The 16,003-nt window shown below is 40.3% G+C and carries 15 protein-coding genes and 1 tRNA gene; 8 read left to right on the top strand and 8 right to left on the bottom strand.

From position 1 onward, the window contains the following. Positions 1–82: 82 nt before the first annotated feature. Entirely contained in the window at positions 83–919 is an 837-nt protein-coding gene (locus tag BVH04_RS08600) for an alpha/beta hydrolase (protein WP_086541058.1), read from the top strand. A gap of 367 nt (positions 920–1,286) precedes the next feature. Here BVH04_RS08600 and BVH04_RS08590 read toward each other — a convergent pair. From BVH04_RS08590 to mltG, 5 genes are all read right to left on the bottom strand, one after another. After that, a tRNA-Ser gene (locus tag BVH04_RS08590) sits at positions 1,287–1,371 on the bottom strand. Between the two features lie 121 nt (positions 1,372–1,492). Next, a complete protein-coding gene (locus tag BVH04_RS08585; protein ID WP_240510882.1) occupies positions 1,493–3,274 on the bottom strand; it encodes a DUF885 domain-containing protein in 1,782 nt (593 codons plus the stop codon). 168 nt (positions 3,275–3,442) lie between these two features. Continuing rightward, on the bottom strand, positions 3,443–4,426 hold the full coding sequence (locus BVH04_RS08580) for a YihY/virulence factor BrkB family protein (RefSeq protein ID WP_086541090.1): 984 nt from the start codon (positions 4,424–4,426) through the stop codon (positions 3,443–3,445). 4 nt (positions 4,427–4,430) lie between these two features. After that, a complete protein-coding gene (locus tag BVH04_RS08575) occupies positions 4,431–4,847 on the bottom strand; it encodes an acyl-CoA thioesterase (protein ID WP_086541055.1) in 417 nt (138 codons plus the stop codon). A 2-nt stretch (positions 4,848–4,849) separates the two neighbouring features. Beyond that, positions 4,850–5,893, bottom strand: coding sequence for an endolytic transglycosylase MltG (mltG, locus tag BVH04_RS08570; protein ID WP_086541054.1), 1,044 nt, complete (start codon positions 5,891–5,893; stop codon positions 4,850–4,852). Positions 5,894–6,214: 321 nt separating this feature from the next. Here mltG and BVH04_RS26610 point away from each other — a divergent pair, with 321 nt between their 5' ends. The 7 genes from BVH04_RS26610 (at position 6,215) to BVH04_RS08535 (ending at position 13,088) form a co-directional block, all read left to right on the top strand. Beyond that, on the top strand, positions 6,215–7,192 hold the full coding sequence (locus tag BVH04_RS26610; protein WP_086541053.1) for a peroxiredoxin family protein: 978 nt from the start codon (positions 6,215–6,217) through the stop codon (positions 7,190–7,192). Next, positions 7,189–7,632, top strand: a complete 444-nt coding sequence (locus BVH04_RS08560) for a (deoxy)nucleoside triphosphate pyrophosphohydrolase (RefSeq protein WP_240510881.1) — start codon at positions 7,189–7,191, stop codon at positions 7,630–7,632. Before BVH04_RS26610 ends, BVH04_RS08560 begins: the two co-directional genes overlap by 4 nt. Before the next feature lie 167 nt (positions 7,633–7,799). Continuing rightward, positions 7,800–8,429 carry an L-threonylcarbamoyladenylate synthase gene (locus BVH04_RS08555; RefSeq protein WP_086541052.1) on the top strand — a complete coding sequence of 210 codons (630 nt, stop codon included), beginning with the start codon at positions 7,800–7,802 and terminating at the stop codon, positions 8,427–8,429. Between the two features lies 1 nt (position 8,430). Next, positions 8,431–9,057, top strand: a complete 627-nt coding sequence (locus tag BVH04_RS08550) for a WbqC family protein (RefSeq protein WP_086541051.1) — start codon at positions 8,431–8,433, stop codon at positions 9,055–9,057. Positions 9,058–9,138: 81 nt separating this feature from the next. After that, positions 9,139–11,664 (top strand): ATP-dependent Clp protease ATP-binding subunit, encoded by a 2,526-nt coding sequence (locus tag BVH04_RS08545; protein ID WP_086541050.1) that lies wholly within the window; start codon positions 9,139–9,141, stop codon positions 11,662–11,664. 270 nt (positions 11,665–11,934) lie between these two features. Next, the gene (locus BVH04_RS08540; RefSeq protein ID WP_240510880.1) at positions 11,935–12,423 is read left to right on the top strand and encodes an RNA polymerase sigma factor; all 489 of its coding nucleotides are present in this window, start codon (positions 11,935–11,937) and stop codon (positions 12,421–12,423) included. 11 nt (positions 12,424–12,434) lie between these two features. Beyond that, on the top strand, positions 12,435–13,088 hold the full coding sequence (locus BVH04_RS08535) for a hypothetical protein (RefSeq protein WP_086541048.1): 654 nt from the start codon (positions 12,435–12,437) through the stop codon (positions 13,086–13,088). A 133-nt stretch (positions 13,089–13,221) separates the two neighbouring features. On the opposite strand, the gene BVH04_RS08530 is transcribed toward BVH04_RS08535, so the two are convergent. From BVH04_RS08530 to BVH04_RS08520, 3 genes are all read right to left on the bottom strand, one after another. Next, on the bottom strand, positions 13,222–13,698 hold the full coding sequence (locus BVH04_RS08530) for a hypothetical protein (protein ID WP_086541047.1): 477 nt from the start codon (positions 13,696–13,698) through the stop codon (positions 13,222–13,224). Between the two features lie 232 nt (positions 13,699–13,930). Then, on the bottom strand, positions 13,931–14,218 hold the full coding sequence (locus BVH04_RS08525; RefSeq protein WP_086541046.1) for a hypothetical protein: 288 nt from the start codon (positions 14,216–14,218) through the stop codon (positions 13,931–13,933). 70 nt (positions 14,219–14,288) lie between these two features. Further along, positions 14,289–16,001, bottom strand: a complete 1,713-nt coding sequence (locus BVH04_RS08520; RefSeq protein WP_317045492.1) for a helix-hairpin-helix domain-containing protein — start codon at positions 15,999–16,001, stop codon at positions 14,289–14,291. Between the last annotated feature and the right edge of the window lie 2 nt (positions 16,002–16,003).

Genomic DNA, 16,003 nt, shown 5'->3' with positions numbered 1-16,003 from the left:
AAGATGTTTTTATATAAAAGTAAAACAGATCTCTATTTGATATATTAGGAATTTGAATCAAGAATCAGTAAATCTAATCATTATGAAAAACTCAGCGATACCCATACTCTTCTTCATACTTTTATTCAAGTTCAACCAAGTCTATTCCATTGATCCAGATCGTGAATATATAAGAACACCTGATTCTTTAAAATGGAGCTACCAACAACTGGATATTCACACTGCCGATGGCTTTCGCTTAAATACCTGGATTTACGAAGCCAAACCAGAAAATGATAAGGATACAATTCTGATTTTGGCTTATCCTGATGCAGGGAATATGTCCTACTTTGTTTACCATTCGATAATCTTGGCAAATTCCGGTTATACGGTTGTTACCTTTGACTATCGCGGATTCGGAAAAAGCCAGGATTTTGAGATACAAAAGGAATATCTGTATTACAAGGAGTTTGCATGGGATCTTGAGGCTGTAGTTGAAACCATAGCTGACAAAATTCCAAATAAGAAAATAGGCATTTGGGCTATGTCAATGGGAACCACGATTGCTTCAAGAGCCTATCCTCAGATAAAGAATCAAATTGACTTCATTATTGGTGAAGGCTTTGTTACTAATCCTGATGAAGTAGTGGGTTACTATAAAGGACAAGGAAAAGAAATTCTCCTACCAGAAAGCAGTAATACCTTTGAAATTGCTGTTAATTCGATCGAGTGCCCAGTTTTGATTTTAACAGCTTCGAATGATAAGGTTACGACTCATGATTCAGCTTTAAAGCTTCAGAGGCAACTTAAGGACAATTGTGAAGTTATTCAATATAGCGGAGATCACTTAACTGGATTTCAAGTGGATTATGACAATAAAGGTTTTGGGGGTTGGTATCTGGAGCAAATTGATAGGTTTTTGGCAAATGTTGCATCATGAAACAGTATTTACGATCAGTCTACTAAAATAATTCGAGTAAGGTGATCATATAAACTTTTGAAACAACAAAAGGAAAAAGAATGATGGCAAATCGTACTTGTAGTACAGCTCGCACACCTCGTACCGTACGATTATTACGAGTTCTAAAATGAGGAGTTCATGGTTCAGTAGGATGTCATTTCGATCAGCTTGCAAATGATCGTTTGTGAATGATTTCTGAAAGTGCACATGAATTCCTGAAAAATTAAAAGCTCCACGCTTTCCAGAATATTTCCAAAAATAAAACCAAATCGCTACTGATTTCGCTACTGAATCTAAAAACAAAACCCTAACTATCAATATTTCAGATAGTTAGGGTTTGTAAATGTAGAGGAAGAGGGATTCGAACCCCCGGTACCTCACGGTACAACGGTTTTCAAGACCGCCGCATTCGACCGCTCTGCCATTCCTCTGGGTCGTCATCAGGTATTATGCCCGATTAGGATTGCAAAAGTAGGATAAAAGTAAACTTTTGCAAAGCACATTCTTGCTTTTTGTGCTAACCTTCTGATTGTATTGCTATTAATTTTTAAATTATTCGGATTTCGTACTTTCTTTCCCCGAGCTTTCAGCTATCCAGAGATCCACTTCCTCTTCCAACAGGTTCAAAGGAAGTGCCCCTCGACCAAGTACTAAGTCATGGAATGCTTTCAAGTCAAACTTATCTCCAAGGGCATTTTCTGCCTTTGTTCTCAATTCCTGAATCTTGAGCATACCAATCTTATAACCTGTCGCCTGGCCTGGCATTACCATGTATCTTCTTACTTCCGACTGGATTGCCCCAGCTGAGATGGATGAGTTTTCTTCGAAATAGGCAATAGCTTCAGCTTCTGTCCATCCTTTGGAATGAATTCCAGTATCCGTGACTAGACGGATAGCTCTCCAGATCTCATTCACCAATCTGCCAAAATCATAGTATGGATTTTTATACCCTCCCATTTCTTTTGCCAGTGATTCAGAGTATAAAGCCCAGCCCTCGACATAGGCATTGAAGAAAAGTTGTGTTCTGAACTTGGGGATATCCTGAAGTTCCTGCTGAATGGAAATCTGCATGTGATGACCAGGTATGCCTTCATGATAGGCAACACCTTCCAGGGTGGATTTTGGCATGGCAGTCATGTCCGACAGATGCACATAGTAAGTTCCAGGTCTGCTTCCGTCGGGAGTACCTTGAGAATAATGCTGAGGAGCACCATCTTGCTCGCGGAATGCTTCCACGCGCTTTACAACCAATTTTGCTTTTGGAAGTATGCCAAAGAAATCAGGAGTTTTCTCGTTCATCGTATCCAAATATGCTGTGGATTCATCCAGATAAGCTTGTCTTCCCTCATCCGTATTTGGAAAAAAGAATTGAGGGTCACTATTGACGAATTTGAAAAAGGCCTTTAAGTCACCTTCAAAACCTACTTGCTCTTTTATGGCAAGCATTTCATTTTTTATTCTTTCTACTTCCTTAAGGCCAATTTCATGGATTTCGTCAGCAGATAGATCTGTGGTGGTGGCACTTTTAAGTCTAAAAGCATAATACTTGTCTCCATTGCTGTGACGACTAAGCCCGGTTGGGGTAGCTTCCAAGGTGGGTAATTCTTCTTTTAGCCAAGCAACCAAACTTGCATAGGCTGGCTCGACTGAGCTAGCTAGGGATTCTTTAGCTTTTGTTTTTAAAGTTCCTGCTTCCTCAGTTGTGATTTTCCCGTCATCTTCCAATTTTTGGATTTTTGCCAGTGCATCATTCCATAGCGGTGAGTTTTCATCTGAATCATCAAATGGCTGACCTTGAATAAGTGCCTCAGATTGCTTGATCACATAGTCATAAGCGAATTTTGGAGGCTTATTTCCTTCTGTTGCCTGTGCTTTTGCTCTGTCCAAAAGTTGTCCTATTGCTCTGCCAAGCTCAGTATAACGTGATATCAGCGCTTCCATATCTGCCAAGGAATCTACTTTATGATAATTGATCAGCATATTTGGGAGAGAAGTGTGCGAGCCCGTCATTTGATTGAACTCATAGCCAGAATTCCTGAATTCATATTCTGATTTGGCTTGCTCCAACTGGTATTCCCAAAGTCTCCACGACAATTGCGCTTGGTGGTCAATCTCATCAAGAGCGAACTTTTCCTTCATCTCTGCAAAACTCGCTTCCATCCAATCCAGCTTCTTCTTTTCGCCTGCTTCACTCAAGTCGTCTATTTCTGAATAATGGTCTTTTCTGCCTTGGGTAGTAAGCTGAAGAGGGCTCATCTGCAGTAATTCTTCGTATTCCTGATCAAACCAGGTGTTTATTTCTGCCGTGGAATCTTTTGCCTCTTCCGTTTTCATGCAGCTGTTGAAAAAAATCAAGCACAACAACAGAAGTGCAGAACATTTTATTAGACTTATTTTCATTTGGTTGGGGGTATATTTCCAAGAAATATAAGGAAATAAAATCTAAGGAAATTCGTAAAGTAATAAGTCCTTGTTTTTCTGGAAAAGGCAGCAAAGCCAACTTTATCGGGCTATGATTTTTTTCTCATCTTGAATCAAATCCTCAATTTCTTTGATATTCTTTCGTTTTTTATTCTCCTCTACGAGATCCAAACTCACATTTACCTCAAAGCACACAATGATGATAATGGAGGTAATAAGGAGCCATAGCATCAAGGCAATCAACGTTCCGATGGAGCCATAAAGTCTATTGTAGCTAGCGAAATTATTTAGGTAAAAAGTGAAGCCATAAAAACCAAGGGTAATTAGAAGTCCTGCTAATTTTGCCCCGGCAGAAAAAAAATTCCATCTGTCATGGACTGCTGGCGCAAATCTGAAAATGAACGCAGTAGTGATGTAAAACATGAAAAGCAATATGAGGAATTTCAAACTGGTGAATAAGAAAAGCATAAAGCCGGAATTGAAAACTTGCATCTCATCAAGTCTTCGGATAAGTATTTCTCCCACGATCATCACCAAACTCGCCGTAATCACAGTAAATGCGAGTATAAACACAATGCTGACAGCTATGCCTCGGCTCTGAAAAAACCCTCTATTTTCCTTCGTTTGATATACTGAGTTAAATGAGTTCATCATAGACACCACACCTTGAGTAGACGCGAACAGGGCAAAAAAGAAACCCAGCGAGAGCAGACTTTGCCTTGGCTTAGACACAATGTCCATAATGGTTCCTTCTGATTGTGCGTAGATTTCTTCGGGTAGAATCTCTTGGGTGAAAGTCAGGATGTTTTGAGTGGTGATGTAAGGGAAAATATCCTGCAAGTAGGGGATGAGGTTAAGCAGAAAAAGGATCATTGGGAATAGTGCTATCGTATAGCTAAACGCCATAGATCCTGAACGCTCAAGTATATCGTCTTTTTGCAGCTGAATCAGAAAAATCCTTCCTAGATCGTAGAGGTTTTTGTCAGGATCTCCGAAATGGATTTTCTTGAGCCTTCGAGCTTGCCAAAGTAACTTAACTTCTAACCTAAGGATTTTTGTTTTGATCACTTTATCCTACTTCTTGAAAATACCCTTTCAATAAAGCTAACAAATTCTGTGGAGGTCTTGTTGGGCGGTGGCTGTCTTTTTTGAGGAAAGTGAGTGTAGTCCAGCCTTCGGTGATCAGTTCATGCTGCTCATTATAGACTTCATATTCAAATCGAATTCGCGCTCCAGGCAGAGTTGGGATGGTGGTTTTGATCGTGAGCAGTTCATCGTACTTACCTGGTTTTAGATAGCGGAAATGGCTTTCCAGCACAGGCATCATCACACCCTCCTCTTCCATCTCCTTGTACGAAAACCCAATACTTCGCATCGCTTCCACTCTGGCCACTTCGAAGTACATCGCGTAGTTGCCATAATAGACGTAACTCATCTGGTCGGTTTCAGCGTATCGAACTCGGATTTGGGTTTCGGCTGTGTACATGATTAATAGATCTTCGCGGCATTTAGCGCAGCCTGATATCTTCGGGCATTTGCATTATGCTGTGCCAAATTGGTGGCAAAAGAATGGTAGCCGGAGAAATCTTCTTTTGCGCAGAAGTATAGATATTCGTGATCTTCCGAATTGAGCACAGCATCCAAAGAATTGATATCTGGAAGGTTGATTGGTCCAGGAGGAAGTCCGGCATACATATAGGTATTGTATGGACTATCGGTTTCTTTGTGGACGTTCAGCACACGTTTTAATTCAAAATCTCCCAAAGCAAAAACCAAAGTTGGATCAGCCTGCAATGGCATTCCTAATTTAATTCTGTTCAAATAAACACCTGCGATTGTGGATCTCTCATCCGCTTTTTGACTTTCGGCTTGTACTATACTTGCCAAAGTGCTTACTTCTTTTGGACTTAAGCCAAGCAAACTTGCTTTCTGCTTTCTTTCGTCCGTCCAGAAGCTTTTGTATTCCCGATACATTCTGTCAAAAAGTGCCTCGGCACTCGTGTTCCACCAAAGTTCGTATGTATTTGGAATGAACATGCTCATGATCGTCTCTTCGTCAAAATCAAACTTGCGAATATAGACTGAATCCTGCACGAGGTCTAAAAATTGATCTCCGGAAATCTCCATATTTGCTGTGATTTTTTCTGCCAAGTCTTCCTTAGTCCGCACATTGTTGAATGTGACTCGTATGGGAGTTTGCTTTCCTGATCGAAGTAGTCTGATCAATTGGAGGTTGGTCATTTTCGGGGTAATGGTATAAAGTCCAGGTTTTACCTCATCCTGGTAGCCCAATACTTTGGCTAGAAAGCCAAAACTTACCAAGTCGTTTACCACGCGGTCATCATACAACTTGTTGGCAACGGTCTTGTAAGGATCATTGCTCCCGATTTTCAACATATAATTCTGGTCGGAATCTATCAGCGCATTGGGGCTGAAAAAAACCTGATAGAAATAGAAACTCATAGAGATAGTCATCACCGAGATGGCAATGACTAGGACGAGATAGATGTTTTTTCTTTTATCGCTTTGCATACAGGTCCCAAAAATAGGGAAAAGAGCTAAGAGAATCGCTAAGTGAAATATCCAATGACTGAATCCAATAGCTCGCTTACCTTTTCATTTTGAAATGTTTCTGTTACTGACTTCAACACTAAATAATCTCCTAAACAATTATGACTACTTTGATGAAGTGCTTACCTTGACAATCAACACAGATAAAATGAAAGCAAAATCTCTTACCGTCCTAATTGGTTTTTTTTTGTAACTGTTTCTTGCCAGCAGTCACAGAAACCTGAGGAAGTATTTCATCAGGCAAAGGCAAAAATTCTTGATAGCGAACAGGTCAGGCTTACAATGAAGATGTATTGGGAAGATCCTAATTTGAAAGAAGTAGATACCACAGTGAGCCAATTGGATTTCCAAAAGCACGACAATAAATACTTCGGCTACAATTACATTGGCGAAAAAGAAACTAGTGCTATAGTGTACTTGGATGATGTGCTCATGCAGGTGGATCATAAAGAAAGTACTGTTAAAGTCTATGACGATGAACAAGCGGAGCAATTTGAAAGCATGGCTTCTTCCAATACCTTCCTGAAGTTTTCTCCAATCATTTTATTGAAAATGGAGCCATGGAAGTATAATGCAGATACGGTTATTAATGGTAAAACTTTCTTTGATTTTCTGAATGTAGAAATGGATACCTTGATTGGAGATAAGCAGATTTACTTAGTAAATCACCTTATAATTAATCCGGCCAACTCCTTCTTGACCTATTATTCTCGACGGCTTTTTCATAATGGCGAGCATAGCCAATTTATTGATATTGAATTTTTAGAATATGATTTCTCTATTAATGAAGAGCGCTTGAGTTACCTACCACCACAGACTTATACATCGAAAGTTGCAGATCAAAAAGATAGCAGACAGCTGCTTTCAAAAGGTGAAATGGCTCCTGATTTTAAGTTAAAAGACTTGGATGGCAACACAGTTAGACTTTCTGATTATAGAGGTCGGAAAGTATTTCTTGATTTCTCCATGATCCGATGTGGTTGGTGTAAAATTGCTCTTGACGAATTCAATAGGCCCGATTTTCAATTCAAAGATGAAATAGTGCCACTATATATTAACCCAGTGGACGAGCAGGATAAGATTGAGAAATATGTAGCTAATGTCAAAGTCCCGTTTCCCGTCTTAACAAATGCAAAGCAAGTGGGTGAAGACTATGGCGTTAGTGGTTATCCCTCTTTTTTTCTAATTGATGAATCAGGGAAAATCGAAATGGTGTTTGCTGGGTATGATGAAGAGCAAATAAATAAAATTCGTTTGTGATAGTCATTCCAGTCACCTGCGCCCTTATATTTTTGGACAAAAAAGTACTGTGTGCTCAGCGATCTGAAACTATGTCGCTGCCTGGCTTATGGGAATTTCCTGGCGGGAAAATTGAAGAAGGAGAAAGTCCGGCGGATTGTCTGATTCGTGAGATCAAGGAGGAATTGGCGATTTCGATTAGTTTGGTCGGCTCTTTGCAACCTAATGAGCATTCTTATACTGAGGGAAAAGTGGTTCGGTTAATTCCATTTGTATGTAGTTGGGAAAGTGGGGAAATTACTTTGCTAGAGCACCTAGACTTACAATGGCTAGCAAGGGAAGAATTAAAAGTGGTGAACTGGGCTCCCGCTGATATTCCCATAGTTGATCACCTTTTTGTGAATTGGAACAATATTCAGAAACAACTAGTTGATTATAAAAGAGAAAATAAAAATTTGTAAATCTGCTTTTCAAACAATAGAGAGATAAAAGACTTATAGAATTTGGTAGTTCCGAAAGCTATCAGGACTAGCATTTAAGGTCACTTCCCTGCCTGTAGATAGATAGGAGTCTTTCAGCCTGAAAAGCCAAGAGACTATGGCCATTGCGGTTAATCATAAAATAAAATATGCCTGCTGAATTGATTCGATTATATGAGGAAAACCCTGATCCAGATAAGATCAGACAAATCGCTGACACGCTTCGAGATGGTGGAGTGGTGATTTATCCTACGGATACCGTTTATGGTATGGGCTGCGATATTATGAATTTGCGGGCGGTGGAGCGCATCTGCAAAATCAAGGGGATCAATCCCCGAAAACATAACTTTTCTATCATTTGCGCTGATCTGAGTAATATTTCCCAATTCACCCGGGTGATTACCAAGCCAGTGTTTAAGATGATGAAAAAAGGATTACCAGGCCCTTTTACATTTATTTTGGAAGCAAGTAATCAGGTGCCGAAAATACTGCACAGCAACAAGAAGACGCTCGGAATCAGAGTGCCTAATCATAATGTACCGCGCATGCTCGTAGAAGAGCTGGGACATCCTATCCTCACTACATCGATCAATGATGAAGACGAAGTGATAGAATACAGCACTGATCCAGAATTGATTTTTGAAAAATATCAGCATCTAGTGGATGTAGTAATTGATGGTGGTTACGGGCAGAATATCGCTTCCACTGTACTTGACTGCACACGAGATGAAGTGGAAGTGATAAGAGAAGGTTTGGGAAAACTGGAAGATTTAGAATAGTATGGAAAAGAGCATTGCAGTTGACCTGCACTATTTTCCAAATCTTGAGTTTTTTGCAGTTATTGCGCAAGCAAATGAAATAGTCCTTTTTCCAGAGGCAACGTATCAAAGACAATCTTTTTTCAACCGTACTCAAATACGCCTAGCCAATAAAGTAGCGACGCTGAGTGTACCGATTCAAGGTAGGAGACCAAGAATTTCGCAGAACAGGATCAAGATTGACAATGACCAAAACTGGCTGAATATTCACTTACGGAGTATTCAGAGCGCTTATGGAAAAGCTCCGTTTTATGAATATTATTTCCCTTATTTTGAAAAGGTTTTTCAGCAGAATCTGGAGAGTTTGTGGGAGCTGAACTGGGAAATGCTGACAATCTGTCTCAAGTTACTCGGATTGTCTGTCAAGATGCGGGTGCATGATAACAGTCAGGATCAAACTTTGACTGCAGACATAAGAGGGCAACTGATACCCTCAGCGCCTTTTTCTGAGCGGAATTACTATGATCCAGAGTCCTATTTCCAACTTTTTGGCTTAGACTTTGATCCTAACCTCAGCATTCTGGATTTGTTGTTTTGCGAAGGGCCTGCATCTAAGGGTATAGTCTTAAAGTCTGTAAAAAAACAGTGAACAATCTGCAAAAGGATTGTGTTTTCAAAACAAATTCGGTAACATACGTACAGGATTATTAAACAATCAGATAGGAATTCAATGGAAGCAAAATTTTCGAACAGAGTTAAAGAGGTGATCTCTCTTAGCCGCGAAGAAGCTCTTCGCCTGGGACATGATTACATTGGCACAGAGCACCTCTTGCTAGGGATGATTCGCGAGGGAGAAGGTGTTGCTGTTTCCATTCTTAAGAAATTGGGAGTGCCAATGGACGAGTTGCGGAATGCGATAGAACGCGCTGTAAAAGGTACCGCAAATCACAACGTAAAGAATATGGCAAATATCCCTCTGACCAGACAGTCAGAGAAGGTGTTGAAAATCACGTATTTAGAAGCGAAAATCTTCAAAAGTCAATTGATTGGCACGGAGCATTTGCTTCTGTCAATTTTGAGAGACGAAGACAACATCGCTACTCAGATACTTAACAAATTTGAAATCAATTACGACTCGGTAAAAGAGATGCTGGAAATGTCATCCGACTCACCTCCTCGTTCAAAAGCTGAGGCTGAGGATGGAGATGATGATGGATCCAAGCTTTTCGGGTCTTCCGGAAGTAGTTCTGGAGCGTCTAAGCCTGGAGCTGAAAAATCCAGAACTCCGGTTTTGGATAATTTTGGAAGAGATCTTACCAAAATGGCTGAAGATGATAAACTAGATCCTATCATCGGTCGTGAGAAGGAAATCGAACGAGTAGCTCAGATTCTTTCCAGAAGAAAGAAAAACAATCCGATTTTGATCGGTGAGCCTGGAGTAGGTAAGACAGCCATTGCCGAAGGATTGGCTCTTAGAATCATTCAGAAGAAAGTGTCTCGCGTGCTTTTCAATAAGCGCGTAGTGACTTTGGATTTGGCTTCATTAGTAGCAGGCACCAAATATAGAGGACAGTTTGAAGAGCGAATGAAAGCCGTGATGAACGAGCTTGAGAAATCTCCAAGCGTGATCCTTTTTATAGATGAGTTGCATACTATAGTAGGAGCAGGTGGAGCCTCTGGGTCTTTGGATGCATCCAATATGTTCAAACCAGCTTTGGCACGTGGAGAGATCCAATGTATCGGAGCTACGACGCTGGATGAGTATCGTCAGTATATTGAGAAGGATGGAGCTTTGGCTCGTCGATTCCAAATGGTGATGGTAGATGCTACTACACCTGAGGAAACGATTCAAATCCTGAATAACATCAAGGATAAATACGAAGATCATCACAACGTGAATTATACCGATGAGGCTATAATTGCCTGTGTGAAACTTTCGGATAGATACATCTCGGATAGATTTCTTCCTGATAAAGCGATAGATATTTTGGATGAGGCGGGAGCTAGAGTCCATATCAAAAATATCCATGTGCCAGAAGATATTCTGAAACTGGAAGCTGAAGTAGAAGATATCAAAACTGAGAAAAACCGTGTGGTGAAGTCTCAGAAATATGAGGAAGCTGCTCAGCTTAGAGATAAGGAGAAGAAATTACTCGAGCAACTGGAAACAGCCAAAAATAGATGGGAAGAAGAAAGTAAATCCAAGAGATTCACTGTAGAAGAAGATAATGTGGCTGAGGTGATCGGGATGATGACCGGAATACCTGCTAAGAGAATCGCTCAGAAAGAAGGCGCGAAGCTTTTGAATATGAGTACTGATTTATCTGGCAAAGTAATCGGTCAGGATGAAGCAATTAAGAAACTTACAAAGGCCATACAGAGAACTAGAGTTGGGTTGAAAGATCCTAAAAAGCCGATTGGTTCTTTTATATTCTTAGGTCCTACGGGGGTTGGTAAGACTGAATTGGCCAAGATGTTGGCATCTTACCTTTTCGACAAAGACGATTCTTTGATCAGAATTGATATGTCTGAGTACATGGAGAAATTCTCTGTATCCAGACTGGTAGGAGCACCTCCAGGCTATGTGGGCTATGAAGAAGGTGGACAGTTGACCGAGAAAGTCAGAAGAAAGCCATATTCTGTAGTATTGCTAGATGAGATTGAGAAGGCTCATCCAGATGTGTTCAACATTCTGCTTCAGGTGCTGGATGATGGCATCTTGACAGATGGTTTGGGTAGAAAAGTGGATTTCAGAAACACTATCATCATCATGACTTCGAATATTGGAGTTCGTGATTTGAAAGATTTCGGTGCTGGGATTGGCTTTGCCAGTCAGGCCAAATCTGACAACATGGATGAGGTGATGAAATCAACTATTCAATCTGCTTTGAAAAAGGCATTTAGCCCAGAATTCTTGAATAGATTGGATGATGTGGTTGTCTTCAACTCATTAACCAGAGAGCACATCTACAAAATTATTGATATTAGCTTAGGTAAGTTGTTCTCAAGAATCACTGATCTTGGTTACAAGATCGAATTGACCGAGAAGGCTAAGGAATTCTTGGCTGAGAAAGGCTATGATCAACAATACGGAGCTAGACCGCTGAACAGAGCGATTCAGAAATATCTGGAAGATGCGATAGCCGAAGAAATTCTGAAAGGGGATCTATCTGAGGGCGATGTAATCACTGCAGATTACCTTGGTGAAGGTACAGAGTTGACCATCGCTGTGAAGAAGAAAGAAAAAGCTGATTAACAGTTAGCTGTCAAGAATAAAGTGAAAGCCCCGAGCGATGAGTTCGGGGCTTTTTTGCTTTTATTTTTTTTACCGCAGAGGGGACAGAGGTTAACGCAGAGGACTCAGTTGTCCTGCTAATCCAGAAGCTGGACTCAAATTTTTCTGCAATGCACTCGGTACACATAACTATTTTTGTTTCAATTTTAAATTTTATTTTTATCTCTGTGATTTTTCCGGAAACGCTGCGATTAATAGTTTGAAAGAGTTTTATAACCAACCATCGAATCCTTGTCTAGAGAAAAAGAATATTTCCTTTCCTGCATAGAATCCAACAAGGGGATCATTTACAAGGTGGCAAATTCCTATTGTAAGGATGACGCGGACAGAGAGGATCTTCTCCAGGAAATTATTCTCCAGCTTTGGAAGGCTTTCCCGAGTTTCAAGCCAGACTACAAACTGAGTACTTGGATGTATAGAATCGCGTTGAATGTGGCAATTTCATCTTATCGAAAAGCAAGTAAGCGCAGCAAGATTCTTCAACCACTTTGTGAAACGGCTATTTATTTGGATGATGATACGAGTGAGGTAAATGACAATCGGGATATGCTGCAAGTCTTGATCCGAGAACTTAAAGAAGTGGATCGTGCATTGATTCTTCTTTACCTCGATGGCTATTTATATCCTGAGATTGGAAATGTTTTGGGACTGTCGGAAAGTAATGTGGCAACAAAACTCTCTCGCATCAAACAACAATTAAAAAAGAAATTCACAGCTTAATAAAAGAAATCATGCAAGACATCGAACTACAACAACTCTGGAAATCCTATGACCAGAAGCTGCAAGAACAACTGGTTTTCAATCGACAGAATGCTTCAGATATCACCAAAATGAAGGTGAAAAGTGAATTGACAGCTATGCGTCCGATTAAGCTCTTCACGGTTCTAGCAGGAATTCTCTGGATTTTATTTCTGGACATTTTGGTGATAAACCTCTTCCCTGTTGGTAATGCGTACTTTTTGATTTCCGCGGGATTTATCTCTTTGGTAAACAAAATAGCAGTTGGGATCTATCTCTATCAATTAGTCCTGATTTCCGTAGTCAATATCAATGCACCTGTGATGAGTACTCAGAAGAAAATTGCTGGATTAGTAACTTCTACGCTATGGGTCACACGGATACTTATGCTACAGCTACCTTTTTGGACTACGTTTTTTCTTAGTTCCGCATGGATAGGATCAGCAAATCCACTCTTCTGGATAATCCAAGTCTCAATTACAGTAGCTTTTGCAGGAGCCTCCATCTGGCTTTTTATAAATATTCGCTATGAAAACAGAGACAAGCGCTGGTTCAAATTTCTCTTTGGCAGCTATGAATGGACCCCGATTATGAAAGCGCAAGAGATGCTCGTTCAGATCAAAGACTACGAGGAAGAGACTCTATAAAAACCTAAAAATGATTAGTGAGTAATAGGATTCAGGTAGTTAATACGAAAAGGATTTGATCAAGTCAGATAAGCAAAACGCCGGGCTAGAAGTCCGGCGTTTTATTTACAAATTTATTGGTAAAATTCTTTGTCTATTTTCGAGAGAAAAATAAACGAGTAATGAAGATACCCTGTCCGTCATCTGCTCCTGCATTACTCTCAACCCCTGATGTGACGTAGGTAAGAGTCCATCCTTCAAGAATCATACTGTTGATTTTCGACGAAATCACAGCGTCATTAGAGGCTATGTTTTGGAAATTTATTCCTGTAGCACTGAAGAAGTTCAATAATTTAGTTTCTTCCAATTCATCGACTTTGATATCTCTTCGATCAATTTCATTTTGACTACTTTTTTTTCCATCGGTTCTTTCGGTAGTGAAAATATTGGCGTCAACAGTAGTTTGAGAGTCAATGATTCTGGATCTTCCTAGTCCCATAGGAACAATGGATTCTACAACAGTGACGATTTTGAATTGACTGGGATTACCCGAATTTATTGAAAGGTCTTGAGCCTGTAGAGATTGGTATGATAGAATTAAAAGTGACAATGTAAATAAGTGATTTTTCATAGGTAAGGCGTTTAGTTTTTTTTGGTTTTACGCTAGCAGACACAGTTTGTTTTTCTAAGAGGAAACAGACGCTTAGACTACTCTCGGCTACCAAAGTTCGATTGTATCAAAGTGGAGAGTAGCAGCCTAATTTATCTCGATTATGAGAGCCTGCCTCTAAGACGGTAAGCGGTTGAGGTCTAATAAAAATAATTTGGCTTCTTGTTCAATTGCTGATAGCAATTGTGGGAGATTACAGCGTAAGAATAAAAAACAAGAGCCCCACACTAAGAATCAAAATCATCTTTTTAGCCTTTTCCTTCATTTCTGGGGATAATTTTCGCTTGCGAATCACCAACACAGCCAAGCTTAAACCTACGAATTGCAATGCTAATGCGACTCCGTTAAGCGGTCCCATTGGAGCTTCCAGCACTTGAAAATAAGTATTCAAAAGCGAAAGCACACCCAATACGATACCTGTGATCCCAAATAAGAAGGAACGCTGAAGTAATGTCTTTTCTGAATGGTCAGTCCATTTCATTTTTTCTGAATCTAGAATTTAGCCGCAAGATACAAGACTTCCCAGTTCCTGTCTTACCTCAATTATGCTTTTACTTTTTTACTTTCAGCTTTTCCAGCCTTGAATTGAAATAGGTCCCTATTTCCTCTCCAGTCATGGCATTAAGCGTCATCTCTTTACTTAGTCCGCCTTTTCTACCCACCAACACGCCATATTTCATGTCAGCATAACTCTCCATCGCGTGTGCATCCGGATTGATGGAAAGCATCACGCCTTGATCCATGGCATAGCGAACGTATCTCCAATCCAGATCGAGTCTCCATGGATTTGCATTGATTTCTATGACCACATTATTTGCAGCACAGGCATCGATGATCGCTTTATGATCGAGAGGATAACCTTGTCTGCGAAGTAACAATCTGCCCGTTGGGTGACCCAGAATAGTAGTATATGGATTCTCAATCGCAGTGATTAATCGCGTCGTAGCTCGCTTGATATCCATATTCAGAATGGAGTGAACGGAGGCTACTATAAAATCAAAAGTTGCCAACACAGAGTCCACGTAATCCAGCTTTCCATCAGAGAGAATATCGCTTTCTATTCCTTTGAAAATACGGAATGGAGCCATTTCCACATTCAAGGCATCGATTTCCTGATGTTGTTTCAAAATTTGATCCTCCGTCAATCCTCCAGCATAAAAAGCCGTTTTACTGTGATCGGAAATTCCCAAGTATTCATAGCCCAGCTCTTTGCAATACATTGCCATTTGTTTTAGGCTGTGTTTGCCATCGCTATAGGTAGAGTGATTATGAAGAATTCCCTTGAGATCTTTTTCTGTGAGTAGTTCAGGTATTTTATGCTCTTTAGCCAGCTCTACCTCTCCAAAACCTTCACGCATTTCTGCTGGGATAAATTGGAGGTTATTTCTGCTGAAAAACTCTGCCTCTCTTGAATAATCCTTTTTCTGAAGCTTTTGGGCAACGCTTTCTTTTTCATCCACCATCGAATCTAAGTGAAATGGAGAAGCGATTAGCGATAGTTTTTTCCAAAGGAAATCCTCTTTGGAGCAAAAGTGAATACTCACCCGAAGGTCAATTTCTTTCAGTTTACCTCTTAAAGTTCGTGGTCCGGATTCAAGCAAGATCCACTCGATGGACTCCATTGCTTTGATTTTGGATTTTACTGCAGCCATTTCATCCGAGGCGATTAGAAATTCAGCTTCAGTAATGACTTCTATCTGTCGTGCGAAATCACCTACTATTGCCAAATCAGCTTCAGGTGCCATTAATCGCAATGTTTCTTCCAGTTGCCCTATTAATTCCTCTATAGCTGCATAGAGCCATTTGCCGGCGTTGGAGGCTTTGAACTCCAAATTCTGGATAATGGTGTCCTGTGTTTTCTCTCCAAAGCCTTTAATTTTGGCCACTTTTCCAGATTGACAGGCTTCCATCAATTCATGGGTGGAGGTGATGCCAAGTTCCTCCCAGAGGATTTTCACCTTCTTTGGCCCCAAGCCTTTGATCTGAAGAACTTCCATAATTCCCTCGGGAGTTTTAGTCAGTAATTCTTCAAGAAAGGGAAATGTATCAGTTTCTTTCAGTTGTTGAATCGCTTCCCCCATGCTCTTTCCCACACCTTGAATCTTGGCAAGTTCTGCCTCGCTCAGTCCCATGATGTCCTGATCCCCGCGTTCTAAGGAAATAAGCGCACTTTGATAGCTGCGGATTTTGAATGGGTTTTCGTCGTGAAGTTCCATCAGCTGAATGCTGAGTTTTATTTTTTTCAGAAGAGTCTTGTGATCCAAAA

It is taken from the genome of Algoriphagus antarcticus, assembly GCF_002150685.1.
Classification (GTDB): domain Bacteria; phylum Bacteroidota; class Bacteroidia; order Cytophagales; family Cyclobacteriaceae; genus Algoriphagus; species Algoriphagus antarcticus.
The sequence above is the reverse complement of the archived record's forward strand: the minus strand, read 5'-3'. Positions and strand labels throughout refer to the sequence as shown.

Bases quoted from the DNA above. Each gene is read 5' to 3' on its own strand.
- BVH04_RS08530 (WP_086541047.1), bottom strand. From the start codon at position 13,698: ATGAAAAATCACTTATTTACATTGTCACTTTTAATTCTATCATACCAA.
- BVH04_RS08575 (WP_086541055.1), bottom strand. From the start codon at position 4,847: ATGTACACAGCCGAAACCCAAATCCGAGTTCGATACGCTGAAACCGAC.
- BVH04_RS08550 (WP_086541051.1), top strand. From the start codon at position 8,431: ATGGAAAAGAGCATTGCAGTTGACCTGCACTATTTTCCAAATCTTGAG.
- BVH04_RS08585 (WP_240510882.1), bottom strand. From the start codon at position 3,274: ATGAAAACGGAAGAGGCAAAAGATTCCACGGCAGAAATAAACACCTGG.
- BVH04_RS08525 (WP_086541046.1), bottom strand. From the start codon at position 14,218: ATGAAATGGACTGACCATTCAGAAAAGACATTACTTCAGCGTTCCTTC.
- BVH04_RS08535 (WP_086541048.1), top strand. From the start codon at position 12,435: ATGCAAGACATCGAACTACAACAACTCTGGAAATCCTATGACCAGAAG.
- BVH04_RS08555 (WP_086541052.1), top strand. From the start codon at position 7,800: ATGCCTGCTGAATTGATTCGATTATATGAGGAAAACCCTGATCCAGAT.
- mltG (WP_086541054.1), bottom strand. From the start codon at position 5,893: ATGCAAAGCGATAAAAGAAAAAACATCTATCTCGTCCTAGTCATTGCC.
- BVH04_RS26610 (WP_086541053.1), top strand. From the start codon at position 6,215: ATGAAGATGTATTGGGAAGATCCTAATTTGAAAGAAGTAGATACCACA.
- BVH04_RS08545 (WP_086541050.1), top strand. From the start codon at position 9,139: ATGGAAGCAAAATTTTCGAACAGAGTTAAAGAGGTGATCTCTCTTAGC.
- BVH04_RS08600 (WP_086541058.1), top strand. From the start codon at position 83: ATGAAAAACTCAGCGATACCCATACTCTTCTTCATACTTTTATTCAAG.